A 26,038-nucleotide genomic window follows, 5' to 3' on the forward strand; every position below is an offset into this window, starting at 1 on the left:
AACTGACCACCGGAAACGATCACTGCACTTTTTTCAGTGCATCCAACCAGCTTTCATAGACTTCCTTGTAAGCACTGCCCAAAGAAGGGTCCGGTTCTTTTGATGCTAATTTTTCAAGCCCTTGAAAAGCTTCTTTCGGCGAAGAATAAATCTCGGCACCAATCCCTGCTCCTCGTGCTGCGCCTTGTGAACCGTCGGTATCATAAAGTTCCAAGGTGATATCGTTCATATTGACAAAAGCTTCTCTGAACAGCGGACTCAAGAACATGTTTGCCCTTCCTGCCTTGACAGTGTTGAGGTTCAAGCCCATGTCCTTCATGATGTGAAACCCATAAGTCAAAGAAGCTACAATCCCTTCTTGTCCTGCACGGAGCACATGTCTCTTGTCATGCTTGAGGAGATTAATACCGGAAAGATGGGCATCCACAGATTTGTTTCCCATGATTCTTTCGACACCGTTTCCAAAAGGAATAAACTTTAGTCCTTCTGCGCCGATGGGAACCTGCGAGGCCAAATCATTCATTTCAGGATAAGAAATGCTTTCTCCGCCCAACAGTTTTTTGAGCCAGGAATTCAAAATCCCTGTTCCGTTAACACAAAGCAAAACTCCATATTTTGGATCTTTCTGCTTGTGGTTGACATGAACAAAGGTATTCACTCTGGATTTTGGGTCATATACCGCTTGTGTACTTACGCCATAAACGGTCCCACTCGTACCCGCCGTTGTGGCCAATTCGCCTTCTTCCAATATATTCAGTGAAAAAGCATTATTGGGTTGGTCGCCGGCCCGGTAAGTTATTGGAATGCCGGATTCTATTCCCAATATTTCCGAAGCCTCAGAATTCACATTTCCCTGAAAGGAGAAAGAAGGTACCACGTCTGCGATCAGGGATTCATCGATCCCGTAGTAATCCAAAAGCTTTTTGGACAATCCATTTGATTTGAAATCCCAGAAAATGCCTTCTGACAAGCCTGTTTCTGAGGTTTTGATTTCCCCCGAAAGCTTCATGGCGATATAATCACCCGGGAGCATGATTTTGTGGATCCGGGCATACAGGTCAGGCTCGTTTTCCTTGACCCACTTCAGCTTGGATGCTGTAAAATTTCCCGGAGAGTTCAATAAATGGGGAAGGCAATATTCTTCTCCCAATTCCTGAAAAGCTTTGTTACCAATACCAACAGCCCGGCTATCACACCAAATGATGGAGGGACGGATTACTTTATAGTTTTTATCCACACATACCAACCCGTGCATCTGGTAAGAAATCCCGATGGCTTTCAGTTCGCCTTTTTTGACTTCGCCACTTTTAACAATGGCATGGGTGGTATCAATGATATACTTCCACCACATGTCAGGATCCTGTTCTGCCCAATCTTTTTGAGGTGCTGCTATGGTCATTTCGACCTTCGGCAATCCTTCAGAAGCCACTACTTTGCCGGTATCAGCATCCAAAAGGGTAGCTTTCACCGAAGAACTCCCGATATCATATCCAATCAATAATCTTCTCATGCTTGATAAATTCTACCAGAATACAATGTAAAGTGCGGCTGTGATGCCTGAAATAATAATAGCTCCGATTTTGAAGGTAGTACTTGTCTTGAAGAGTTCCCTGTTGATTTCAATGCTGTTTGGATGGTCTTTGCCTTTGCCTTCATACAAACTGATGGCAATAATAAGAGCAGAAATAACCAAGAACACGACACCCATCCTATCAAGGAATGGTAGGTTTGGCATTCCAAACTTCAAGGCGGTTGACAAAGGAATGGTCAAAATCGCTGCAGTCAAAGCTGCATTGGAAGTTGTTTTCTTCCAAAATACACCAAAGAAGAATATGGCAAAAACTCCCGGAGAAACAAAACCTGTATATTCTTGGATAAATTGAAAAGCCTGGTCCAAAGAACCCAAAGCCGGAGCTACGATGGCAGCCACCACAAAAGCAACCAAAGCTGCCAATCTGCCTACCCTTACCTGTTTGGTCTCAGAGGCATTTTTATCAATGTATTGTTTGAAGATGTCCATCGTAAAAATCGTAGAAGTACTGTTGGCCATAGATGCCAATGAGGATACGATCGCTGCTGTCAAGGCTGCAAACGCTAATCCTTTAAGGCCTACGGGCAAAATCTGAAGCAATGTCGGATACGCCCTGTCAGATTTGATCAAGCCAGTCACAGGATCTTTCATAGATGCAATAAAACCTGGATCAATATTGTTTTCTACAATCACATAAGCTGCAATTCCAGGGATAACGACTATCAATGGCATCAACAATTTCAAAAATCCAGCGAAAATCATCCCTTTTTGGGCTTCATCAAGATTCTTTGCTGCCAAGGCCCTTTGGGTAATGTATTGGTTAAATCCCCAATAACTCAAATTGGTAATCCACATTCCTCCTACCAACACACTGATACCGGGAAGGTCCAAATAGGCATCCCTTGTACCACCTTTGCCATCAGGTATCATCATTTCACCTTTGGAAAGGATCATAGAAAAGTGACCTGGAACTTCTTTTCTTAATAAACCCAAACCATCCCAAGCATCCCCGCTTCCCACTATCTGAAGTGCGATGTAAGTCGTAGCCAATCCACCTGCAATCAGGAAAACCACCTGCACCACATCCGTCCAAGCAACTGCCTTAAGTCCTCCATAAATGGAGTAGACCATCGCAAATAGTGCCAAGCCTATGATGCCATAAGTCATTGGGACATTCAGAATGGTATTTAAGCTCAATGCGCCAAGATAAAGGACCGAAGTCAAGTTGACAAATACATAGAGAAGTAACCAAAATATTGCCATGGTAGTCCTGACTCGGGTGTCATACCTGTCAAGCAAAAATCCCGGCATGGTGTAGATACCCTTTTTAATATATACAGGAAGGAAAAATATGGCCACCACCAAAAGTGTAGCAGCTGCCATCCATTCGTAGGTGGATATGGCCAATCCCATCGCAAAACCTGAACCCGACATGCCGATAAATTGCTCAGCAGAAATATTTGATGCTATCAGCGATGCACCTACAGCCCACCAAGGCAATGCCTTGGATGCCAAGAAGTAATCTTTTGAATCTTTGATATGCCCTTTTTTTTCTCGGGAGACAAATAGTCCCATACCCACAATCAATAAGCAATAGCCGACAAATACGGCGAGGTCTAAGGGTTCTAGTAACATAGGTTATGGTTTATTATTAATGATTTTTATCCGTAATCGATTGCAAAAGATAATTTCTTTTTTTAACCGAATTATTTTCAAATATAATGTTTTAAGCTAATCTCAATACTGTTTTCGAATATTTATCCCAAAGGTCAGAACCAATCTTCTCCAACCGATTTTTTCAAAAATCAATCTAATGCCTATCAATTTAATTTTTGGCCAAAAAACTTCTAACCTTGCAACATCGCAAAATGGAGAATAGCCCCCATTCCCCAAAAAAGGGATAGCAAAAAAACATATTTTATCTAACATTGAACCATCTGTTTGCTCCAAGCGAAAAATTTATTGATAACCAATGTCTTAAAAATCAAATTTTCCATCTCCTGAACCTGGCTCAGGATTTTTGGAAAGAAATTTGTACAGAGAATATGATATTTGTCAGGTTTTATTGTTGCGGGGTGCCAAAGAATAATTATTAAAAATCTCATCTCCTTCAAAAGCTTCACCATAACGATAGATTCCAAGGCTTCTTATTTAAAAATATTGGATGAAAACCATCACGCTACCCACAGACTAATGATAAAGGATAAAAAGAAACATCAGATTTTGCTCGTAGAGGATAACTATGGGGATTTTGTCTTAGTGGAAGAATATTTGGAGGAAATGATTGCTGAACCGGTCATCATCAGAATGGAGAATTACAGGGAAGCCAAAGAGATTTTAACCGAGAAAAAAACAAAGTTTGATGTCATCCTCCTGGACTTAACGCTCCCCGACAAAAGTGGCTTACAACTTGTCGGCGAAATGATTTCTATAGCAGAGAATACCCCGATTATCGTACTTACAGGCTATGCCGATGCCAATTTCGCCATCAAATCTCTCTCGATGGGAATTTCAGATTACCTACTCAAAGATGATTTGAGTCCTACCATTCTCTTCAAAAGTATAATCTACAATATCGAGAGAAATAAGAATTTTGTCCGATTACAGGAATCCGAACAAAGATATGTGGACCTTTTTCAACTTAGCCCGCAGCCTATGTGGGTTTTTGATGTGAATACCTTAGATTTTCTGAATGTAAACCAAGCTGCGATTGTGCATTATGGATATAGCGAGGAGGAATTTATGCATATGACAGTCCGGGACATCCGGCCAAAGGAGGAATTAGAGTATTTAGATAATCTTATGGATTCTGTCCGCAAAGAAAACCCAAAATACCTCAGGGTAATTGTGAATCACCTCAAAAAAGATGGGACTTTGATAAGGGTCGAAATCCATTCCAATGCCATTGTTTTTCAGGGAAGAAGATGTAGACTTATATTGGCAAATGACATTACCGCCAAGCTCAAATACCTTGAGGCCATTGAAGCACAAAATGAAAAACTCAGAGACATAGCCTGGATGCAATCCCATATCCTGCGGGCTCCTCTTTCGAGAATGATGGGCATTATTGATTTGATTCAAAGAGAGAATTTGAATGAATTAGAATCTAAGGAATTTATGGGGCATCTGATAAATTCGGCAAAAGAGTTGGACGTAATCATCAAAGATGTGGTAGAAAAGGCACAGCAGATTACCATACAAGATCAGATAAGACCAAAATAAATTTTTCCATTACTTTTTTATTTGTTAGCGAATTAGGTTCCAGGCCTAGCCCGATTTTTTATTCAAAGGTGAGAATCAAATCAATTTTTAAATGGAACCTTCCGGAAAGGTTTGAGGATTCTGGTTTGAAATTTCTACAAAAAGACATTACTATCCACATTTTTTCTTATATTTTATTTTATAAATTATAATACAGGTTATATTTATATAGTCCACCTGCCACAACTTTTTAAATTGTTGACTAAACCCAAAATAACATGAAAGATTCACAAAAAATCAACATTATCGGTGGAGGTGTCGCAGGTCTTGCAGCAGGTATATATGGAAGATTGAACGGTTTCGATGTCACTATTTTTGAAATGGGACAGCGAACCGGAGGAGTCTGCAATTCCTGGGAAATAGCCGGATACAATGTCAACGGTTCAATCCAATGGCTTGTCGGTTCTGCACCAGGAATCGATTTTTATAAGATGTGGAAAGAATTGGGTGTGTTGGATGATATGGATTTTCATTACCATGACAGTTTTATTGAATACAAAAACATCCAAGGGGTAGATGTCCATTTTTACACTGATCCCAACAGACTTCAACAACATTTATTGTCGATTTCTCCTGTTGATGCTAGATTGATTGGAGACTTGATCCATAACATCAAGCTGCTCTCAGAAGCAAATTTAACAATTGGGAGGGCTTTTGATTTGCTGCATGCCGGGAATTGGACCAAAGTGTTTACGGAAAATATATTTGGTGCAGATGTTTTGGAAAAATACAACCACATGTCTGTGAGGAACTTTGCAAAAAAATTCAAATCAAAGATCATCAAAAAGGCTTTTGAGAATTTTTGGTCTCCTGACATGTCTATGAGTTTTATGCTATTGCAGCTGAGCTATGCTGCAAACAGAATTGCCGGCTACCCGATTGGAGGTTCGGGGAGATTCATGGAGCAGCTGACAAAAAGATACACCGACTTAGGAGGCAAATTGGTCCTTGGGCAAAAAGTCACAAAAATTCTCATCGAGAAAAATCAGGCGGTAGGGATACAGACTGAAGATTCCATATGCCATTATTCAGATTATGTCATATCGGCATGTGATGGCACAACAGTTTTGCTCAATTTGTTAGAAAAAAACCGTGCCGATGAGAGGACAATGGATGCTTACCGGACACTGGAGACCTTTCCTTCCCTTGTTTATTTTTCAGCGGGGATCAATAGGACTTTTGAGGAGGTGGATTCTTCTATCATCGGGCTTAATATCCCATTGGACCGAAAACTCCGTGTCGGCAATTTTAAGCATCAAAGGGTTTCTTTCCAGATCTATAATTTTGATCCGACAACTTCCCCACTTAGAAAAACCTTGGTCACAGCCATTTTGGATTCGGATTATGAATATTGGAAAAAACTCCATGACCAAGGAGAAAAACCTTACAGTAAAGAAAAATCAAGAATTGGCAAGGAACTTCTCAAAAACCTGGAACGGGAATTTCCCGGTATCTCAGGTCAGGTTGATTTCATAGATATAGCGACTCCCATCACATATGAAAAATGGACCGGAAACCACAATGGAAGTTACAAAGGATGGCTACCAACCCCTGAATCAACAAAAACCAAAATTTCAAGACATTTCCCATCTCTTAAGCGGTTTTATATGGCCGGACATTGGGTAGCCACAGGAGGGGGATTACCACCGGCAGCGTATTCAGGCAGAGAAGCAATACAGGAAATCTGTATTTCAGAGAAAATTTTATTCGAAGCTGATACAATTCTCAAATGATATCTGCTTTCTCCAAAATCAAGGGAATATGAATTCCGTTTATCAATTATGCCTGACACTTTTCTTTTAATTTTTTTAGCTTTCCACCCAATCTTTCAATCGAACCTATAAACTCAAAATGAAAATTAAAAAATTAACCTTCACCTTATTACTAATCCTATTAGTAAGTGTGACCCAAGCCAATGACGGGTATAATCTTTGGCTCCAATATCTACCCTTTGAAAACAAGGCAGTTGGCGATTATTACCGAGACTATCTCGAACACATCACCATAGCCGTAGAATCAGCCACCCAATCAGTCATTCAAAAAGAATTTGAGATAGCTTCCGAAGGTTTTTTTGGCCAACGCATCTCCCCTATTTTTTCAAAAACTACGGGTTCAAATTTGACTTGGGTGCTCAAAACCGATGACTTACCTGCTGACACCAAAAGCAAACTGGGACCAAAACTCAATGAAATCACAGATGAAGGCTATTGGCTGAAATCCTTCCAGGGAAAAATCATCATCACCGCAAAAACAGATATTGGGCTATTGTATGGCACTTTTGCTTTTTTGAAAGCCATACAGACGAGGGAAAAACTGGAAAACCTTGACTTTCTTGAAAATCCAAAAATCCAAAAAAGGCTTTTAAATCATTGGGATAACCTGAATAGAACCGTAGAGCGGGGATATGCCGGCTTCAGTATTTGGAATTGGCACCGCCTTCCCATGCACGTCGATCAGCAATACATCGACTATGCCCGTGCAAATGCTTCGATCGGCATCAATGGAACCTCGATCATCAATGTCAATTCAAATGCACTTGTACTTACTCCGGAATATTTAGAAAAATATGCCGCTTTGGCTGATGCTTTCAGGCCTTACGGCATCACCATATACCTGACGGCAAGATTTAATGCCCCAATGATATTAGACAGTTTGCCAACAGCCGATCCTTTAAACCCCGAAGTACAAGCTTGGTGGAAAAGAAAGACAGCGGAGATTTATAAGTTTATACCTGATTTTGGAGGATTTTTGGTCAAGGCCGATTCAGAAGGACAGCCCGGTCCACACAATTATGGTCGCACCCAAGCCGACGGAGCAAATATGCTCGCGAATGCAGTCAAACCATTTGGTGGGATAGTGATGTGGAGGGCATTTGTTTACAATGAAAAAACCCCCACCGACAGGATCAAACAAGCATATGACGAATTTAAACCTTTAGATGGAAAATTCAGGGATAATGTCATTGTGCAAGTCAAAAACGGTCCACTTGATTTTCAGCCACGTGAGCCATTTCACCCACTTTTTGGAGCGATGCCCAAAACTCCCTTGATGATGGAATTTCAGATTACCAAGGAATATTTGGGCCAAGACACACATTGGGCAAATCTCGCCACCATGTGGAAAGAGGTGCTCCAATCTGATACTTATGCCAAAGGAAAAGGAAGTACAGTCAGCAAAGTCTTGGACGGAAGCCTTCAAGGTTACCAACTAACCGGGATCGCAGGAGTTGCCAATATTGGAACAGACAGAAACTGGACCGGGCATCCGACAGCCCAAGCCGATTGGTATGCTTTTGGAAAAATAGCTTGGAATCCGGACAGCAATATTGACGATATCGCTGAGGATTGGCTTAAAATGACATTTACCAATGATGCTGAATTCGTAAACACCTCCTCCGAAATCATGCTCAAATCCCATGAAATTTTGGTAAATTATATGACTCCCTTGGGATTGCACCATATCATGGCTAGAAGCCATCATTGGGGACCGGGACCTTGGGTGACAGGTGGCGGCAGGGAAGATTGGACAGCTACCTACTATCACAGAGCTTCGGTAGATGGGATAGGGTTTGACCGCACCGATAAAGGAAGCAATGCTCTGGCGCAATACGCTCCTGAGTGGAAAAAAATCTGGGGCAATGCCGACCAAATCCCATTGGAACAATTGCTCTGGTTTCACAGAGTATCTTGGAACAAAAAACTAAAAACCGGGAATACCTTATGGAATGAGATGGCTTTACGCTACCAAAAAGGGGTAGAAGGCGCAAGATGGATGCAATCCCAATGGTCAGGCTTGGAGGGAAAAATAGACGAAGAAAGATTCAAACACATCAGTTCTTTTTTGAAAATCCAAGTAGCGGAAGCAGAATGGTGGAGAGACTCTTGCTTGCTTTATTTTCAGCAATTTTCCAAAATGCCATTTCCCGCCGGTGTTGAAAAACCCAAACACGATTTGGATTATTATGTAAATTTCAAAAGAAACTTTGTACCAGGCATCTAAATAAAAAACCATGAAAAAACCTATTTTACTTTTATCCGTCTTCCTTCTTCTTTTTCAGGCATCAACCCATGCCCAAGTTGGTATGAAAGAAGCCTTCGAAGGGTCATTTACAATCGGAGCAGCACTCAATTACCGACAAATCAACGGACAGGAACCAAAAGCCATAACAGTCCTTGAAAAACACTTCAACAGCATCACTGGTGAAAATCTGATGAAATGGGGACCGATCCACCCAGAACCCGATAAGTATAATTTTGACCCGGTTGACAAGTTTGTGGCATTGGGCGAGAAGCTCAATGCACAGATCATTGGGCACACCTTGGTCTGGCACAACCAAACACCGAATTGGGTATTCGAAGATGCTGATAAAAATCTCTTAGAGAAAGATGATCTGCTAAAAAGAATGGAAAACCATATTGAAGCGGTGGTGGGTAGGTACAAAGGAAAAGTGCATGGTTGGGATGTGGTCAATGAAGCCATTTTTGATGATGGCAAAATGAGAACTTCCAAATGGTACAATGCGGCAGGAAAAGACTTTATCAAAAGGGCTTTTATTAAGGCCAACCAAATGGATCCTGAGGCAGAATTGTATTACAATGATTACAACATGTGGAAACCTGAAAAAAGGAACACTGCCATATTATTGGCAAAAGAGCTCCGCTCTGAAGGTATCAGAATAGACGGTATTGGGATGCAGGGACATTATGGATTGGAGTCACCTACCATCGAACAGATTGAAGCTTCCATCGTGGCCATATCTGAAGCGGGATTTTCTGTGATGTTCACCGAATTGGACATTGATGTACTTCCAAACCCTGTCAATAGGCACGGGGCAGATATAGATGCCACTTTTGAGTCTGATGAAAAGTATAGCCCCTACAAAGATGGACTTCCTGTAGAAATCCAAGAAAAATTGGCGAAGCGGTATGGGGAATTGTTTGCGCTTTTTTTCAAGCATCGAGACAAAATCACAAGGATTACCTTTTGGGGAATCCATGATGGAGGAAGTTGGCTTAACAACTGGCCCATGCGAGGGAGAACCGCCTATCCCATGCCATTTGATAGAAATTATGATGAAAAATCTGAGGTGATTAAGGAAATTCTGAAAGTGGCTGAAGTCAAAAAGTAAAATGCCTGAAATTCAATAGATCTAGTTTCAATTGAAATAAAAGAAATGGTGGTTATTCATTTGAAACCACCACCATTTCCTTTTTCCCATTTCTAATTACATTGATTCCAAAACTTTTTCGGATGTCCATAATGGCATTCTTTTTTGGATAGTTTTCAAATTCATAGGTTAACATGGATTCTAATGCCCTATTAAGATAATTTGCAGGGTAATATTGATCCAATTCACCGTTGGGAAGTAAAAGGATATATTTGATATAATAAGGAACTTCAGCTTCATTTCCATCAGGATATCCGGCAGTAATGGTATGGATCTTTTTCCTGGCCAAAATATATTTCTCCTGGTAATGGTCGTGAGTTGTTAATTTCAAACTGAACTTTTCCTTTTTCAAAAATTTCTTTTTTTCAGTTCCCCTTACCTCAAATAAGGCAAAGTCACTAGGAGAAAATTTTTCTAGTGATGGTCTTTCAATTTGGTTTCCATCAACAGTTACTTCCAGATTTTTAGTGTTTAGCCAATTTTGCCATGTTTCTAAGTTTACATGCTTTTTTTCTGGTGGAGAAGAAAAGTTAATTCTAATTAAAACACTGTCTTTAGCATTTTGAAGTTTATAAAAAGTTTCTATCACATCATCTTCCAAAAAAGGAAATTCGGTAAGCTTCTCTTTTTCTTCTTGACTCAATTGATCATATGCTGCTTTTGCACCTTTGATGTCTAATTTTTCAAGTTCAAGGATATACTTAGACTCCTTACTTAAAGCCTCATTGATATAGCTTTCAAAATCCTTCACTAAGAAATCAGGGAAAATTGATGTCTTGTTTTGGTTGGCCGCGGATTGGCTAAAGGCAGCCCCTAAGAAAACCATTACCGGAATCAATCCTACTTTGAGCAGCAGGGACCGACGTTTTGAAGTAGTTTTTCTCATCATGATCAGCCTGTTTTTTGTTACTGAATAATTGATCGGGCTACTGAGATTATAGACAAATTCCTCTCCCAGCACTTTCGAAATCAACAACTTTTGATATTGCAATACATCATTGGTACCTGCGATCACTTCCCTATCGGCCAAAAACTCATGGTTGAGCTGTATGGCCTTTTTATAAAAATAAAACACCGGATTAACCCAAAAAACTATTTTCAAGAGTTCTACATAGAGGATATCTACGCTGTGTTTTTCAAGTATGTGGGTCAATTCATGCTGAAGAATCCCCGGTTCAAGTCCCTGTCCACAATAGGTTTTTTGATTTACAAAAAGATAATTCAAAAAAGTGAAAGGCATGATTTCCAGATCAAGGAGAACCAACTTATACTTCTCTTTGCTGATGACCACACCGTTTTTGATCAGTTTCTTTAAGCCGAGGATTTGAATCATGAACCTTACCAAAAAAAACAATACTCCCACCATGTAAACCAAACCCAAAACTTCATACCACCCTACCCCACTGAATACTTCTTGCTGTATATTACTTTGTAGATCCAAAACCGGAACGACTTCATTTGATGACTGAATGCCGTTGTTTAAAATGACATGTTGAATTTCAGCAATTGGGTATTGCTCAGAAGAGCGTAAAGGAGGAAAAAAAGATGGCAAGGAAATGAAAGGAACAAACAGAGAAAAAGCCAAACTCACCAAGAGGAAATACCTATTGAAGACAAACATATTCTCCTTTCTCAATACCAAATGGTAAATCAAAAGCAGAAGAGAAAGACAAATACCGGAATTGAGGAGATAAGAAATCATATCGATTTGGATTTAAGTTGATCTTCAATGATTTTTTTCAAAGACTCCAATTCTTTTTGGGACATGTCGCTCTCTTGGGTAAAAAATGAAGCAAATTGGGAAGGAGAATCGTTGAAAAAGTTTTTCACCAACTCATTTACTTTTAACGAAAAATAGGTCTTTTTTTGAATCAGAGCATAATATTCTCTTGAATTTCCATAAACAGTATAACCTATTGCGCCTTTATCTGACAGTCTTTTGAGAAGAGTGGCCACGGTAGTTACAGCAGGCTTTGGCTCAGGGAAGGCTTCCAAAAGGTCCTTCATAAATGCTTTTCCTTTCATCCAAATTACATTCATCAATTGTTCTTCACCGTTGGATAAGTTCATCTTCTATATATCTAGAGGTTACTCTACAAATATAGAATAAAAAATATATTCTCCAATCTAAAGATTGATCTTTATACAACTCCAATTAATTGGATCATAAATTAAATTCTAAATTATAAATAGCACCATAAATACCTATCCCAAAAACAGTAAATAATTCTTTTCATTCTTGAATTAATCAAATAAAATATTGATAATTGGATAACATTGAGCTTAAATCCATTTTTCCGATGATGAATAAAATCACATTATTAGACGCCTTTTTTTGAAGACCAAATCAAGAATTTAGGAAAGACAGGAATGAAAATGAAAGGATAAACTCTTCGGGAAAAAAATAAGCCAATAAAAACGCCAGTTATTGAAAATTCAACTACTCCTTCACACGGAGTGATATTAATCCATTGGAATTATAATTAGACGTTTGGTTACACCTATTGATCTTTAAGAAAATACCACTTGTTTCCACTTAATTGATTTGATATGACCAGTGAAGCAAAGCCAAAAAATGATTCAGAAATGATGAATAGAATTTTTAATTCTTTCTCTTTAAAACGCTTGAAGATCGCTTTAATAGTCTTTGAAAAAGAATTGGAATCACTGAAAAACAATGCAGATGACATTTCGGAAATTTCTAAAAATGTGGAATGGAGATCACCTGCTGAAGGACTTTTGAAGAATGCAAAACAAGCTGCCAAAAATAATGACACCGAAAAAGGTTGGAGATGCCTCAAAGCGGCAGATCGCTTTATGCATTTTGGATTGGCCGAACATGCCCCCGAACTTCTGATTTCTAAGGAAAAATCCTACCTCATAGAGGCAAAGGATGAAAAAAAGGGGTTATCCAAATGGAGGAGAGATTCTATCATAGAATTACTTGATTTCAAAGAAGAAAAAGAACCAAATGAGAGTGAGCCAAGCGAGATTAATAAAGAGATCGATGAGAGTAAAAAAAAGCTAATCAGAGTTTATAGAGTTATTGAAGCCAAAAGGCTCCTTGACGAACATTTTGATAATGTTTATCAGAAACAATCGATTATAAAAAACAGGTTAAAATGGCTTTCAGGCATTGGATTTTTGGCCATTGTACTTTGGTTGATATTGTATCTTCCTGTTCCGATTATCCAATCCGAAGGGAATGACCCTTTTGGGATTGCCCTTGCAAACAACCCAATCAAATTTTGGCTCGCCATTGTATTTGCCGGAATTTTAGGCTCTATCCTCAGTTCCTTTACCTCGGCCATTGGTTATGAAAAAGGAACGAGTATTCCCTCAGAACTTTCGAGCAATGTTCTTGCTTTCGCCAGGCTGATGGTGGGGGCTTTATCCGCTATTGTAATTACGGTTTTCCTGACTGCGGAAATACTAAATTTTCAACCGAAAAACTATGCCTTTATATTGGCTGTTGCGATTGTTTCAGGGTTTTCGGACAGATTTTTGATCAGTGCTATTGAAAAAATGATCAAATCATGATCAATCAACATCCTATCAAACCGTACCTTTTTCAAAGCGCAGAAATACGGTGGTTCCTTCCTCCTACCTTGGAATGGGAAGTTGCTTTGGAATGGTTTATGGGTGATGATTACAAAAAAACCGATCCTATCGCTGATAACATTTCAGGAAAAATTTTTTCCAACAATATAAAAAGAGAGGAATTAAGGACAGATGAGTATCTGATCATTCCCCACTGCACTTCTGTCGGTGTTAAAAAAAGACAGGGTAAATTAGAGGTAAAAGCTCAGATTGGGACACCGGAAAAATACATTCACAATTCAATTTCAGGAGAAATAAACTATTGGTTTAAATGGTCTTTTCAACCTTCAGAATCAAATATCTCGATCATGAAAGAAGATTTGAATCTTTCAGGTGAATGGTTTAAAATATTTAAAGTCAGGTACTTATTGAAATTATCCAAGGTAAAGAATGATATCATTGAAATCTCCCCTGAAGAATGGCCCGAGTCAGGATGTCAAGTCGAACTTACGCAGATTTGGAGAGAAGGTGATTTGCAAAAATGGACAAGTTTTGGTTTTGAGGCATTTGGAGGTTCTTTTCAAAATATGAAGGAAAATTTGACCGAATCAATCCTTTTCTTTCTATCAACTAGAAAAAAGACTTCACTGATATTACAAACCGACAATTCCGTGAGTTATCCTGAGTGGATTCAGAATTTTAAATAATACAAATTGATACCATGTATGGGAAAGAAAATCCCAGTAATCTTAAAAATTCACAATTCAAGTCTTTGAACAGATATAGTTTCAGAGTTTTTTTCCTGCCGACACTAAAAGGATGTCACCAACTTATCAAAATTTATCTACTTTTAGACCAACCCAAATATCAAACCATGCACCTATCCGATCTGGAAATTGCCCATGCATCTAAGATGCAACCTATTTACCAAATTGCTGCCAAGCTTGGAATCGCCGAGGACGATCTTAGACCTTATGGTAAATATATTGCCAAACTCCCTCTAAGACTAATCGACGAATCTAAAATAAAGGGTAAAAAGCTGATTTTGGTCACAGCAATCACACCAACATTGGCAGGAGAGGGAAAAACCACCGCAAGTATCGGATTGGTGGAGGGACTCAACAAAATAGGGGTGAAAACAGCAGTAGTTCTCCGCGAACCATCCTTAGGTCCTGTTTTTGGGATGAAAGGTGGGGCAGCAGGTGGTGGATATGCACAGGTCTTGCCGATGGAATCCATCAACCTCCACTTCACTGGAGACTTCGCAGCCATAGAAAAGTCCCACAATCTGCTATCTGCTCTTGTTGACAACCATATCCACAATCAAAAAAATACACTGAACATTGATCCGAGGAAGGTCATCTGGAAAAGGGTCATGGACATGAATGAACGTTCATTGAGAGATATTGTGACCGGTCTTGGCGGTTCCGCCCAAGGAGTTCCGAGAGAGTCCGGTTTCGATATTACGGCTGCCTCCGAAGTGATGGCCGCTTTGTGTCTTTCCGATGGCCTGATGGACCTGAAAGAAAAACTTGGAAACATCATTATCGGATATACATATAACGATGAACCCGTACGTGCCCACCAATTCAAAGCCCAAGGCGCCATGACTGCTTTGTTGAAGCATGCCATCATGCCAAACCTTGTCCAGACCATTGAAGGAAATCCGGCCATTATCCACGGCGGACCATTTGCCAATATCGCTCAAGGTTCCAATTCTGTCATTGCAACCAAAATGGGACTTTCTCTTGCGGACTATGTCGTGACCGAAGCTGGATTTGCCTCCGATCTCGGCGGGGAAAAGTTTTTGGATCTCAAATGCCAATATGGAAACCTCAAACCTGACGCAGTGGTCATCGTGGCAACGATCAGGGCCTTAAAGAGTCATTTGGGAATACCATTTGCTGAATTGAAAAACCCAAATTCAGAGGCTGTAACCTTCGGTCTGCCAAACCTCGAAAAACACATTGAAAACATGCGGCATTTTATGCTGGTGCCTGTGGTGGCGATCAACAAATTTGCAACTGATTCGGAGGAAGAAATTAAGATAGTCATTGATAGATGTGAAAAATTGGGAATAAAAGTCGCCCTCTGCGAAGCTTGGGAAAAAGGAGGAGAAGGGGCAAGAGCCCTTGCCATGGCAGTAAAAGAAGCAGCTGAATCAGGAAAAAGCAACTTCACGCCTTTATACCGATTTGATTGGGGCATCGAGCAAAAAATAGAGATCATTGCAAGAAAAATTTACGGTGCTGCCGAAGTGGAATATAGCCTCAAGGCAAAGCAGCAAATCAAGCTTTTTCAAAAAATCGGTCTGGACAAATTACCTGTCTGTATAGCGAAGACACAGTATTCACTTTCGGATGATCCAAAGCTTACCAACAGGCCTTCAGGATTTACCATCAAGATCCGTGAATTTGACATCGCAGCAGGTGCGGGATTTATCATTCCGATTGCCGGAACTATCATGAGGATGCCAGGATTACCATCCAAACCTGCAGCAGAAAATATTGATATTGATGCAGATGGAAACATCACAGGATTGTTTTGAACAGCCTTTTTTCTTGAATTTTAGAATAAACGAAATCTGGCGCGACTACTCTATAAAAAATGTAATTTATTTAATTCTCACAAAAAGGTCATTTTTTGTATTTCAAAAAGTATCAAGTGCACGTAAATCAGATTTTATATCCGAAAAACAAAACCTTCAAAAAACACGTCATAGCAAGTACTTTGGATTATGAAATCCAATTCTTGTATATTCGTGGTCGCAATCAACCTTAAGTATTTATGCTTAGAATTCTTTTTACTCTAATATTAAACATTTCTTTTATAGGATTTCTCAGTGCACAAGGATCTAGAGACAATATTTCAGGCGGCTTCGGTTGGGGCATGATATATGCCGAAAACGCTGGGATTTACAAATACATGGAATTCAATTTGGAGCCCGCATTTTCCATTTCCTATAGTAAAGAAATCTCAAATAAATTTGACATCAAGGCCACAGTTGGCGGTCAGGTCTTGAATAGCGGAGAATTCAGGCCTTTGAACAGCCCCATCATTATTGAATGGGGGAATAATGGACAGGCTTATTATTTTAAAGGTATGAGTTATTTTGCCGATGTCATGCCGGTGCTAAACCTCAATCCAAACACTTCAGGTGTCGGCGAGCCTGTCAACTTTTATGTTGGTCTTGGTGTTGGTGCCGTGTATTCGGAAAGAGCCCAGAGGGTGATGCGTGACGGTGTTCTTGAAAACGGGATCTATATCCAGGGATTTGTAGAAAGATCAAACCAATCCACTATGATGGCTTATGTTCCGGTTAAATTCGGTATGGTTTCTAATTTTGAATATGAGTGGGATATTGGACTTGAACTTTCAGCTATGTTTCTAACAAACTCTGAGATAGATGGCAACAACATGCAAAACAAGCTCATTTACCCTGATATGATGGGGAATTTTCAATTTTTTATCAGGAGATACATCAATAGATAAAGAAGTTGTTTTCCCAAAAAATTCAGAAGCCATTGGATATTTACCCAATGGCTTTTTTGTGTACTGAATCTATTAATTTCCTGAAAGCTCATATTTTAAGGTTTTCCCTTTTTCCACAGCGGGAAGACCCTCGGTCATCCAAAGTGGTACCGGAGCTCCTTTCAGGTAATAATCAAAGAATTGTGACATCCTGACCGAAAGGTCTTTTCTGTTTTTCCTCAGTCTGAGATTATGGTCTTCTCCGTTGTATTGAAGTAACCAAGCCGGTTTATTCAACCTTTTCAAAGCCATAAACATCTCAATACCCTGGTACCAAGGAACGGATCCATCGTCATCATTGTGCATAATGAGTACCGGAGTATTGACCCTATCCAAGGTAAACAAAGGAGAATTTTCAATAAAATAAAGTGGCTTGTCCCAAAGTGTCCCTCCTATTCTTGATTGCGTTTGCTCGTATTGAAACATCCTGCTCATGCCCGTGCCCCACCTGATACCACCATAGGCGGAGGTCATATTTACCACTGGAGCGCCTGCCCCTGCAGCCTTGAACATGTTCGTTTTGGTGATTAAGTATGCTACTTGGTAGCCCCCCCAAGATTGGCCTTGGATGGCCATATTCGAGGCATCCACATAACCTCTTGATACCAAAGCCTGAACTCCCGGGATGATGCAATTGTAAGCACTTGGACCGGGTAAACCCAAATCATACTTAATGTCCGGCACAAAAACGAGATAGTCATTACTGACAAAATAGGGTATGTTGATTGTGGAAGCACTTGGCGCCGGTGCTCTGTACGAATGCAGTCCATCAGAATTTCTCTCGTAGAAATACACCAACATTGGATACTTTTTATTTGGGTCAAAATTATCAGGTTTGAAAAGTAGTCCCTGTAACGGAACCCCATCATTGGCAAGATAATCCACCAATTCCACAGATCCCCATTTCACCTGGCTTTGCTGTGGGTTTGCAGCTGAAATTCGATTCATAGATTTCATATCCATATCGGTGGCATATACGTCGGAATAATCCTGAAATGTGGATCTTCTGACGATCATTTTATCAGATTCTTCAGCCTTAGTCAAACCTGAATATCGATGGTCGGTAAAAACAATTGATTGCGGAAGGCTTGAACCTGAAATATCCCCTTTGAAATACCCATTTTTCTTATTCAATTCATGGAAGGCAGTCAAAATCAATGGCTTTGAAGGATCAATGCTTTCTTCTTCATTGTCTAGCTTTTCTCTTCGGAAAACAATTTGCTGCTTCTTTCCTTCGCCTTGTGTCAAGTTGATCGGTTGGGACTTTCCTGTTGGATCTATTCTCCAGATATCAAATCGGTCATAAACCACGAAACCCAAATCCCCTTTGATCCATCCTGCGGCGCCATTACTTCCGGGCAAGGAGGGTGAATCATGGAGCTCATCATAAAATTTACTGTTAATACCTTGGGTAAGGTTTTTGAAAACTTTTCCCTTGATATCATAAGTCAGCCATGAACTATCTCGCTCATCATACCAATACACATATTTTCCTTCGGGAGAGAGCTGAGGGTTTCCCGGGACATCTTTCTTAATTAAATTTTTGGCACCTGTTGTCAAATCAACTAGGTACAAGTCTCTTCCGATCTGAATGTCCCAGCTATAATTTCTCCGGTATGGGCTTTCGTCAAAACCAAGTCCGTATTGGTTTTTAACTTTCTTATCTGTGACGATCTGTGATACTGTATTATCTCCAACCTGTATGATGTTTTTGGATTTCAGATTATAAATGGCGAGAAATGACTTGTTCTGCTCCCTATTTTTATTCTTAAGCTGCATGGGCTGAATCTCCGCATCCTGCCATCCCCAAATATCAAGGCTAACCCTATCTTCATCCAAAATAGTCGTATCATCCTCATATTGGAATGCAACATAATCAGGAGCTGTGCCAAAAAACAGACGGTTTTCATCATTTGAAAAAAACAGACGTCCATTTTTGCTTACCATTCCATTAATGCCAATTGTGCCTTTAGTTGCTATTTTTTGATTTTTGTTTTGGGCTGTTTCAAAAAGATAAAGGTCATAATATGGTTTTTTTGATTTTGCGGAATCCTCTGTAGCCAAAAATGCTAAATACTTGTTTTCTGGAGAAAAAGCCATTGAACTATATTCTGTTTTTCTTTCATCGATAGATTTGGAAACTCCAGATTTGAGATCCAAAAGAAAAATTCCCGCATTTTTTAAAGTGTCTTCTTCCGCTTTGGAATAAAATAAAAATTCTCCATTTTCCGAGAAACCGAAAGATTTGACGCGGTCGAATTCGAAGGTTTGAGTCCCGCCAAGGTCTTTAACCAAAAGCCTTGTTCCATCAGTTTTCTTAGGTTTTTCAGGTTTAGGTTCGTTGACTTTAGTGGTATCTTCAGTTTCTTTTTTCTCTGCCTTTTTTGGCAAATCTTTCTCAAAATGAACTGCCAGCCAATTTCCTTTTTTAGAAGGAATTGCAAATGACTTTACCCTAGCCAATTTTTCCAATTCCCCGTTTGACATGTTCATAATAAAAAGACTGTCCTTGGGCATTTCGTCCGCTTTTTTCTTTTTCAGTTTAAGCGTTCGAACAGTGTCTGCTTGGGGCATGATTTTTCCAATTGCAAATTGACTGTTATTTGAAAAAACCCATTGGCTGACTCGGGGAACGAAGTTGAACTGGGTAGGATTTTGGTGTGACGCAATCTCAAGCCTGCCATCACCTTCCTGAGGATTGACAATATATCCTATCCATTGTCCTGATTTGGAAATCCTTTCTGAGGAGACTGTTTCCCATCCATCATAATCTTGATGGGTCAGTGATCTTTTTTCTTGGGCCATCAACAAATTCGATGACCAAAAGAAAAAGAGAATAAGCTGAAATTTAATTAGGATTTTCATATTAACCTGACTGTTGATTTGATTCAAATAAAGAAAAGAACACGTAAAAATTCCTTAAGTTTTATTTTAATGGATTTTTGATGATATAAAAAAGCCACAAAGCACATGATGTTTTGGGATATTTCCGTTGACACCAATGCTTAGTGGCCTAATTTATTCACTTTATATTTTTTTAATTCCCCAGCGTAAACTCCCTTTCAATATATCCGCCTCTTGTTGAAAGTAATTTCAACTTGCCTTTTACAGGTTCTTTTTGATTTACTTTCACTTTGAATATTGCTTCTTTGGTCTCTCCTGCTTCTGTATAGCCTGTATAAATGGTTTTTTCATACAATTCCGGAGTAGTGATCTGGACTTTTGCATTTTCAAAACCTTTGGTAAGTTCCTTGTCAAAATCCAGCATCAACCTGTCTTCTTGAACGATTTTGACCCTTTTGGCCTGATCCAATGCTACAGGTAGTTTCCCTGAGTTGGTCCAAGAAACTTTGATCTCATATACATCGCGTGTCTTGGTGATGTTGATATTTTTGATTTCAATTTGCGGCAAGTCCATTGCCATGGCAAGGTTGAAGAGCGACTGTTTTTTGATCCAGCTTTCTAATTGCCACGGTGGACCGTTTTGGCCAAAGAATTTTGGATGAAAACCACCGATTTCTACCTCACCAAGTTGGGGATGGGTGAATTTTTCCCAAGGTTTAAAACCTTTAGAACCATTTTCCTCCTCATCCCATCGCATGCCATCATAATCATCACGCTCTCCATCTCCATCATAGTCTTTCATGGCACCGTTGTTCCATAATTCATCCCCATACCAAACTGCTCCATAATAGAAATATCCGAAATCAGGACCATGGCCAAACAATGGGCTTGGCTTTAAAGGATCTCCGGTTAGCCTGTTTACTTTTCCTCTCGTGCTGTAGGTCTCATAGACATCACCAGCCCAAGGATAACCGGTAATTGTCATGCCAAGGCTGTCATAGTATTCATAAATCAACCTGTCTTTCAAAAACATGGACTCGGCACTAGACGAAGTGGATGGCGGTCTCAAATGCATGGGAACACGGGTATCCAAAGAATTGACAACTGAAATATTTGGATGCGAAAGCAACCAAAGTACTGTGGAGCGGGTTTCGATTTCGCTCATTGGGTACTCTCCTGCACCAAATTGGGTGTAGCCTCTTCCCGTTTCATCTCCACCTGTGTCCGGGCGCCAGTTTTCGGGGTAGTTTCTATGAAGGTCCAGCCCACCGATTCCATCTTCATTATATTTGCCGTCACCATCATTGTCAATACCTTCAGTATACATAAGGTAATCACCTTTGCCTTCAAACACTCTTTTCATCAATCGGCCTTTGGGATCTTTGGGATCGATAATAAAACTTGCCTCCTCTTTTTCCTTTTCAGTGACAGCTTTTTTTCTCATCATGTGAATGACTCCATCCCCATTTAAGTCCTCTTCTGGATCCTCATCCAAAAGTCCATCACGGTCTGTGTCATGAGGTCGGACTGTACTTCTGTTTCTTTGTTCTGAGAAAAGGTACATATTAGTCCCGTCAGGATTATTCTGGGGCCTTACATAAACAGTCTTAGTATCAATAAGCTTAGTGATGGCCGGATCCTTCCCATAGTTTTCCAATATGTGTTGAGTCAACCAAAAAACGGCTTCACTCGCTGTCACTTCGCCACCATGACGACCACCTTCAAAATAAGCAGCCGGTTTGTCAGTATGTTTACCTGTTTTTTTGTTTGTGATTGTCATTTGAAGGATTGGCCTTCCCTCAAAGGATTTTGACACTTCGTAGAGTTCTGTGATCTCAGGATACTTTTCTGCCCATAATTTGTACCAATGATACATCACATCCGGGGTGTGGTATATGTCAAAAGTCAGTTTCTCACCGGGAGTATATTGTACCTCAGGAAATTCATGTTTCTTAAAAAAAGACTGTCCATGTCTTTCTCCGGAAATTGTATAAAACTTAGCTTCTTTATCTTGTTCGGGCCACTTTTTTTCAGGAGTTAGCGATTGTGCAAATGAAAAACTTGTTGATACAAGCAATCCAAAAGCAATCCATAGTAGGGTTTTCTTCATATCATTAAAGGTTGATGATCAGGATAAAATTAGGATAAGGCATCCCCCATTCCTAACCGCTCAAAAAAAATCCCTACCGAACAGACGGTAGGGAAAATTAAACTGAAGAGTTGATCGAATAAATTTTTAAAATCCCATTATCAATTCAAAATCCATAGATTCATAGGAATCAAATCCGGGAACAGGTATTGCATTAGGCATTTTTCTTATCACATGGGCAAGCCTTTCTTTCAAACCTTTATCGGGTGATTCATTCAGGATTTTATAACCTATTACTTTTCCGAATTCATTTATTGAAATCACAACCCTCAATTCATCTATAGCAGTAGCACTTTTCTTTGTCCTGAAAATGAATGGAGCGTATCCATCAAGCATAGCAAAAGTCTCTTCAGACCAAAACCACGGTGCATAATCCGAACCAAATCCATCAACCGGATCAAGAACATCAATTATCAAATTACTCGTTAAACCAGAATTTTGATCTCCTGAAGAAACACCCACAAAAGGTTTCAAAGAGACAAGAGCCTTTTCATTCTCTTTTGTAGCGTTTCTAATTTCTTTTTCATTTTCTATTTCAGAAAAAACCGATTTGGCCTGAACTTGTGGTCCAACAAGTGAAACACTTACGAATAATGCGAGGATGAAAGAAAGTCTGTTCATATGCGAGATATTTTTCTCAAATATACAGATAAATATTTTTCATATGCAAATTTTTGCATTTTAAATTTTTTATAGGGCACAAAAAAGTCTTGCCATTAGCAAGACCCTTTTCAGAATATAAACCCAAATATAACTTTAGAGATTAAAAGTTTCCATCTATAAAATGCGTGAAACAAAGTAAAACTTAAATTTTCAAACATTTATTTGACCAAAAGAAGCAAATACAAAATATTATATAACTTCAAGTCTAACGCACCAAAGTAACTTCATTTTACCGAATTTTACAAATTGAAAAATTTATTTTGCATTTTTTTAACTATTTCATAATTTGTGGGCATATATATTAACATAGCCTCAAATTAACCCGAAAAAAATGGACAAAATTTTAGATATTGACAATGTGGATCTTAAGATTATTTCATTGTTAAATGACGATGCCAAGACCCCATATACAGAAATTGCCAAAAAAGTATACGTTTCTTCCGGTACTGTACACGTGAGAATGCGAAAGCTTGAAGACATGGGCATCGTAAAGAGTGCTACACTCAATATTGATTTTTCGAAACTCGGCTACGACATCTCTGCCTTTCTCGGTATTTATCTTGAAAAAAGCTCTCTATATGACACGGTCATTGGAAGACTAAAGGAAATATCTGAAGTAATCAATGCCTATTACACCACGGGGAATTATAGCATTTTTGCCAAAATTATCTGTAAAGACACCAATCACCTACGAACTGTCTTGGACAAAATCCAAAAAGTAGATGGAATAGACCGTACCGAAACGTTGATTGTATTGGAAGAAAGCATCAACAGGCCTATTCAGTTTTTTGAGAAATAAGCAAAAAACAGGGTCATTGAATGATCTTGATCATAGTTATTCGTTATTTAGATTAAATCCATTTTAATAAAAATTATAATTATTCAATTATATTATAAAATTTTTGCAACAAAGCTGAGAGAACTACTCTCAGCTTTTCTTTTTTATAAATGATTGACTTTCTTTACAATAAGGTCACATTTAGGCATGTTTGATAGATTTTTCCTATGGATTTGAACATTATAATTTGGTTAAATGTTGTATCTTCGCCTCACAAACTATAATTAGTCTAAATTACTCAAACAAATGAGCAAGGACAATAAGATATTAGAAGAATTAACTTCAAAAGACTACGAACACGGCTGGTCGGTCGATTTAGAAACTGACGATGCACCGATAGGCTTAAATGAGGGTATTATTCGTTGGATTTCTGCAAAAAAAGAGGAACCCGGATGGTTATTGGAATGGAGATTAAAAGCATTCAACAATTGGCTTACCATGACGGAACCAGTTTGGGCCAATGTGCATTATCCAAAAATCAATCTTCAGGGACTCAGATATTATTCTGCTCCAAAGAACAGTAACAAGCCTAAAAGTTTGGATGAAATTGATCCAGAGTTGTTACAGATTTATGAAAGGCTAGGAATCAATCTCAACGAACAAAAAAGACTTCAGGGCATTGCAGTAGATGTCGTTTTAGATTCTGTATCTGTTGGTACGACTTTCAAAGAGACACTTTCCAAATTGGGGATTGTTTTTTGTTCATTCAGTGAAGCAGTTCATAAACATCCGGAATTAGTTAAAAAATATTTGGGATCAGTAGTCCCGATGACTGATAATTATTACGCAGCACTCAATTCTGCCGTTTTTTCAGATGGATCCTTCTGCTATATCCCTACAGGGGTCAGGTGTCCAATGGAGCTTTCTACCTATTTTAGAATCAATGCTGCCAACACCGGGCAATTCGAAAGGACGCTTATAATTGCGGATGAAGGTTCCTATGTCTCCTATCTAGAAGGATGTACTGCACCACAAAGAGACGAGAATCAACTTCACGCGGCTGTAGTAGAAATATATGCAGGCAAAAATGCTGAAGTGAAATATTCAACTGTTCAAAACTGGTATCCGGGAGATAAATCAGGAAAGGGTGGTATCTACAATTTTGTGACAAAAAGAGGAATCTGCGCCGGTGACCATTCAAAAATATCTTGGACACAGGTAGAGACAGGTTCTGCAGTTACCTGGAAATATCCTTCTTGTATCTTAAAAGGTGATTATTCGATCGGTGAATTCTACTCTGTAGCTGTCACCAACAATTACCAGCAAGCTGATACCGGAACCAAAATGATCCATATCGGGAAAAACACAAGGTCGAGGATTGTTTCCAAGGGTATTTCAGCGGGCAAATCACAGAATTCCTACAGGGGCCAAGTTCAAGTAATGAAAAGAGCTACCAATGCAAGGAATTTTTCCCAATGTGATTCTTTGTTGATGGGTGACCGTTGTGGCGCACATACATTTCCTTACATCGATATTCAAAACTCAACAGCCAAAGTCGAGCATGAAGCCACTACTTCTAAGATCGGTGCAGACCAATTGTTCTATTGCAACCAAAGGGGAATCAGTACTGAAGATGCAGTAGCCCTGATTGTAAATGGTTATGCGAAAGAAGTGCTGAACCAACTTCCCATGGAATTTGCTGTTGAAGCCCAAAAGCTTTTGGCCCTGACACTTGAGGGAAGCGTTGGGTAAAAAATTGGAAAATTTAAAAATTTAAATATTGAAAGATTAAGCAATGCTAACAATTAAGAATTTGCACGCCTCTATCGAAGGCACTCCTATATTAAGAGGTATAAACCTAGAAGTAAAAGCTGGCGAAGTTCATGCTATCATGGGTCCAAATGGCTCAGGAAAGTCAACTTTGGCGTCAGTATTGGCGGGTAGAGAGGAATATGAAGTAACCGAAGGCGAAGTGATTTTTAAGGGAAAAGACCTTTTGGAATTGGCCCCGGAAGACAGGGCCCGCGAAGGTGTGTTTCTAGCATTTCAATATCCTGTCGAAATCCCGGGTGTCAGTACTACCAACTTTTTGAGAACTGCAGTAAATCAGGTGCGCGAATACAGGGGCTTGCCCGCATTGGATGCTGTCAAGTTTCTTTCGGTGATGAAAGAAAAAATGAAATTGGTTGAAATAGACCAAAAACTTTTGAGTCGGTCTTTGAATGAAGGTTTTTCAGGAGGAGAAAAAAAGAGGAACGAAATTTTCCAAATGGCCATGTTGGAACCCACTCTTTCCATTTTGGATGAGACGGATTCCGGTCTTGATATCGATGCCTTGAGAATTGTTTCCAACGGAGTCAACCAACTCAAGTCAGATAAAACAGCAACCATTGTGGTCACCCACTACCAAAGATTGCTGGATTATATAGTTCCTGATTATGTCCATGTAATTTATAATGGAAGGATTGTAAAATCAGGAACCAAGGAATTGGCTATGGAATTAGAAGAAAAAGGGTACGATTGGATCAAAGAAGAAGTGAATGCCGCTTCTGTTTAACTCCGGTTTTTACCAAA

Annotated in this window: 19 protein-coding genes; 11 read left to right on the forward strand and 8 right to left on the reverse strand. The window is 39.4% G+C overall.

Translation table 11 applies throughout. The features are described 5' to 3' along the window. Positions 1 to 19: 19 nt before the first annotated feature. From M3O96_RS12420 to M3O96_RS12430, 3 genes are all read right to left on the reverse strand, one after another. Positions 20 to 1,510 carry a xylulokinase gene (locus tag M3O96_RS12420; protein ID WP_249720918.1) on the reverse strand — a complete coding sequence of 497 codons (1,491 nt, stop codon included), beginning with the start codon at positions 1,508 to 1,510 and terminating at the stop codon, positions 20 to 22. Between the two features lie 12 nt (positions 1,511 to 1,522). Beyond that, on the reverse strand, positions 1,523 to 3,166 hold the full coding sequence (locus tag M3O96_RS12425; protein ID WP_249720919.1) for a sodium/sugar symporter: 1,644 nt from the start codon (positions 3,164 to 3,166) through the stop codon (positions 1,523 to 1,525). Positions 3,167 to 3,268: 102 nt separating this feature from the next. Then, on the reverse strand, positions 3,269 to 3,481 hold the full coding sequence (locus M3O96_RS12430; RefSeq protein ID WP_249720920.1) for a hypothetical protein: 213 nt from the start codon (positions 3,479 to 3,481) through the stop codon (positions 3,269 to 3,271). A 243-nt stretch (positions 3,482 to 3,724) separates the two neighbouring features. On the opposite strand from M3O96_RS12430, the gene M3O96_RS12435 reads away from it, so the two are divergent. The 4 genes from M3O96_RS12435 (at position 3,725) to M3O96_RS12450 (ending at position 9,920) form a co-directional block, all read left to right on the forward strand. Beyond that, positions 3,725 to 4,753: a response regulator gene (locus M3O96_RS12435; RefSeq protein WP_249720921.1), complete on the forward strand. Its 1,029-nt coding sequence runs from the start codon at positions 3,725 to 3,727 to the stop codon at positions 4,751 to 4,753. Positions 4,754 to 5,010: 257 nt separating this feature from the next. Then, positions 5,011 to 6,525 carry a phytoene desaturase family protein gene (locus M3O96_RS12440; RefSeq protein WP_249720922.1) on the forward strand — a complete coding sequence of 505 codons (1,515 nt, stop codon included), beginning with the start codon at positions 5,011 to 5,013 and terminating at the stop codon, positions 6,523 to 6,525. 118 nt (positions 6,526 to 6,643) lie between these two features. After that, positions 6,644 to 8,791 carry an alpha-glucuronidase family glycosyl hydrolase gene (locus M3O96_RS12445; RefSeq protein ID WP_249720923.1) on the forward strand — a complete coding sequence of 716 codons (2,148 nt, stop codon included), beginning with the start codon at positions 6,644 to 6,646 and terminating at the stop codon, positions 8,789 to 8,791. Positions 8,792 to 8,801: 10 nt separating this feature from the next. After that, complete coding sequence (locus M3O96_RS12450) at positions 8,802 to 9,920, forward strand: endo-1,4-beta-xylanase (protein WP_249720924.1); 1,119 nt, start codon at positions 8,802 to 8,804, stop codon at positions 9,918 to 9,920. Positions 9,921 to 9,972: 52 nt separating this feature from the next. Here M3O96_RS12450 and M3O96_RS12455 read toward each other — a convergent pair whose 3' ends face one another. Then, the gene (locus tag M3O96_RS12455) at positions 9,973 to 11,661 is read right to left on the reverse strand and encodes a M56 family metallopeptidase (protein WP_249720925.1); all 1,689 of its coding nucleotides are present in this window, start codon (positions 11,659 to 11,661) and stop codon (positions 9,973 to 9,975) included. Continuing rightward, a complete protein-coding gene (locus tag M3O96_RS12460; protein WP_249720926.1) occupies positions 11,658 to 12,029 on the reverse strand; it encodes a BlaI/MecI/CopY family transcriptional regulator in 372 nt (123 codons plus the stop codon). Before M3O96_RS12460 ends, M3O96_RS12455 begins: the two co-directional genes overlap by 4 nt. 555 nt (positions 12,030 to 12,584) lie before the next feature. On the opposite strand from M3O96_RS12460, the gene M3O96_RS12465 reads away from it, so the two are divergent. The 4 genes from M3O96_RS12465 to M3O96_RS12480 all read left to right on the forward strand — a co-directional run bounded on the left by M3O96_RS12465 (position 12,585) and on the right by M3O96_RS12480 (position 16,991). After that, on the forward strand, positions 12,585 to 13,499 hold the full coding sequence (locus M3O96_RS12465) for a hypothetical protein (protein ID WP_249720927.1): 915 nt from the start codon (positions 12,585 to 12,587) through the stop codon (positions 13,497 to 13,499). Further along, a complete protein-coding gene (locus M3O96_RS12470; RefSeq protein ID WP_249720928.1) occupies positions 13,496 to 14,206 on the forward strand; it encodes a hypothetical protein in 711 nt (236 codons plus the stop codon). The genes M3O96_RS12465 and M3O96_RS12470 overlap by 4 nt, the downstream gene beginning before the upstream one ends. A gap of 167 nt (positions 14,207 to 14,373) precedes the next feature. Beyond that, the gene (locus tag M3O96_RS12475; RefSeq protein ID WP_249720929.1) at positions 14,374 to 16,047 is read left to right on the forward strand and encodes a formate--tetrahydrofolate ligase; all 1,674 of its coding nucleotides are present in this window, start codon (positions 14,374 to 14,376) and stop codon (positions 16,045 to 16,047) included. Positions 16,048 to 16,286: 239 nt separating this feature from the next. After that, a complete protein-coding gene (locus M3O96_RS12480; RefSeq protein ID WP_249720930.1) occupies positions 16,287 to 16,991 on the forward strand; it encodes a hypothetical protein in 705 nt (234 codons plus the stop codon). A 72-nt stretch (positions 16,992 to 17,063) separates the two neighbouring features. On the opposite strand, the gene M3O96_RS12485 is transcribed toward M3O96_RS12480, so the two are convergent. From M3O96_RS12485 to M3O96_RS12495, 3 genes are all read right to left on the reverse strand, one after another. Further along, positions 17,064 to 19,895: a S9 family peptidase gene (locus tag M3O96_RS12485; protein ID WP_249720931.1), complete on the reverse strand. Its 2,832-nt coding sequence runs from the start codon at positions 19,893 to 19,895 to the stop codon at positions 17,064 to 17,066. 172 nt (positions 19,896 to 20,067) lie between these two features. Beyond that, complete coding sequence (locus tag M3O96_RS12490) at positions 20,068 to 21,984, reverse strand: M14 family metallopeptidase (RefSeq protein WP_249720932.1); 1,917 nt, start codon at positions 21,982 to 21,984, stop codon at positions 20,068 to 20,070. Positions 21,985 to 22,110: 126 nt separating this feature from the next. Beyond that, positions 22,111 to 22,644, reverse strand: coding sequence for a hypothetical protein (locus tag M3O96_RS12495; protein WP_249720933.1), 534 nt, complete (start codon positions 22,642 to 22,644; stop codon positions 22,111 to 22,113). 373 nt (positions 22,645 to 23,017) lie between these two features. Between M3O96_RS12495 and M3O96_RS12500 the strand changes: the two genes are divergently transcribed. From M3O96_RS12500 to sufC, 3 genes are all read left to right on the forward strand, one after another. Then, positions 23,018 to 23,485: an Lrp/AsnC ligand binding domain-containing protein gene (locus M3O96_RS12500; protein ID WP_113924546.1), complete on the forward strand. Its 468-nt coding sequence runs from the start codon at positions 23,018 to 23,020 to the stop codon at positions 23,483 to 23,485. A gap of 285 nt (positions 23,486 to 23,770) precedes the next feature. Then, positions 23,771 to 25,216 carry a Fe-S cluster assembly protein SufB gene (gene sufB / locus M3O96_RS12505; RefSeq protein ID WP_249720934.1) on the forward strand — a complete coding sequence of 482 codons (1,446 nt, stop codon included), beginning with the start codon at positions 23,771 to 23,773 and terminating at the stop codon, positions 25,214 to 25,216. A 43-nt stretch (positions 25,217 to 25,259) separates the two neighbouring features. After that, positions 25,260 to 26,021 carry a Fe-S cluster assembly ATPase SufC gene (sufC, locus tag M3O96_RS12510; protein WP_249720935.1) on the forward strand — a complete coding sequence of 254 codons (762 nt, stop codon included), beginning with the start codon at positions 25,260 to 25,262 and terminating at the stop codon, positions 26,019 to 26,021. Positions 26,022 to 26,038: the final 17 nt, after the last annotated feature.

It is taken from the genome of Aquiflexum sp. TKW24L (genome assembly GCF_023502205.1).
In the GTDB taxonomy this organism is placed as follows: domain Bacteria; phylum Bacteroidota; class Bacteroidia; order Cytophagales; family Cyclobacteriaceae; genus Cognataquiflexum.

Excerpts from the sequence above, each read along its gene's own strand:
- M3O96_RS12445 (WP_249720923.1), top strand. The coding sequence starts at position 6,644 with ATGAAAATTAAAAAATTAACCTTCACCTTATTACTAATCCTATTAGTA.
- M3O96_RS12480 (WP_249720930.1), top strand. The coding sequence starts at position 16,287 with ATGCTTAGAATTCTTTTTACTCTAATATTAAACATTTCTTTTATAGGA.
- M3O96_RS12490 (WP_249720932.1), bottom strand. The coding sequence starts at position 21,984 with ATGAAGAAAACCCTACTATGGATTGCTTTTGGATTGCTTGTATCAACA.
- M3O96_RS12500 (WP_113924546.1), top strand. The coding sequence starts at position 23,018 with ATGGACAAAATTTTAGATATTGACAATGTGGATCTTAAGATTATTTCA.
- M3O96_RS12460 (WP_249720926.1), bottom strand. The coding sequence starts at position 12,029 with ATGAACTTATCCAACGGTGAAGAACAATTGATGAATGTAATTTGGATG.
- M3O96_RS12435 (WP_249720921.1), top strand. The coding sequence starts at position 3,725 with ATGATAAAGGATAAAAAGAAACATCAGATTTTGCTCGTAGAGGATAAC.
- M3O96_RS12440 (WP_249720922.1), top strand. The coding sequence starts at position 5,011 with ATGAAAGATTCACAAAAAATCAACATTATCGGTGGAGGTGTCGCAGGT.
- M3O96_RS12450 (WP_249720924.1), top strand. The coding sequence starts at position 8,802 with ATGAAAAAACCTATTTTACTTTTATCCGTCTTCCTTCTTCTTTTTCAG.
- M3O96_RS12475 (WP_249720929.1), top strand. The coding sequence starts at position 14,374 with ATGCACCTATCCGATCTGGAAATTGCCCATGCATCTAAGATGCAACCT.
- M3O96_RS12425 (WP_249720919.1), bottom strand. The coding sequence starts at position 3,166 with ATGTTACTAGAACCCTTAGACCTCGCCGTATTTGTCGGCTATTGCTTA.
- M3O96_RS12495 (WP_249720933.1), bottom strand. The coding sequence starts at position 22,644 with ATGAACAGACTTTCTTTCATCCTCGCATTATTCGTAAGTGTTTCACTT.
- M3O96_RS12485 (WP_249720931.1), bottom strand. The coding sequence starts at position 19,895 with ATGAAAATCCTAATTAAATTTCAGCTTATTCTCTTTTTCTTTTGGTCA.
- M3O96_RS12470 (WP_249720928.1), top strand. The coding sequence starts at position 13,496 with ATGATCAATCAACATCCTATCAAACCGTACCTTTTTCAAAGCGCAGAA.
- sufC (WP_249720935.1), top strand. The coding sequence starts at position 25,260 with ATGCTAACAATTAAGAATTTGCACGCCTCTATCGAAGGCACTCCTATA.
- M3O96_RS12455 (WP_249720925.1), bottom strand. The coding sequence starts at position 11,661 with ATGATTTCTTATCTCCTCAATTCCGGTATTTGTCTTTCTCTTCTGCTT.
- sufB (WP_249720934.1), top strand. The coding sequence starts at position 23,771 with ATGAGCAAGGACAATAAGATATTAGAAGAATTAACTTCAAAAGACTAC.
- M3O96_RS12420 (WP_249720918.1), bottom strand. The coding sequence starts at position 1,510 with ATGAGAAGATTATTGATTGGATATGATATCGGGAGTTCTTCGGTGAAA.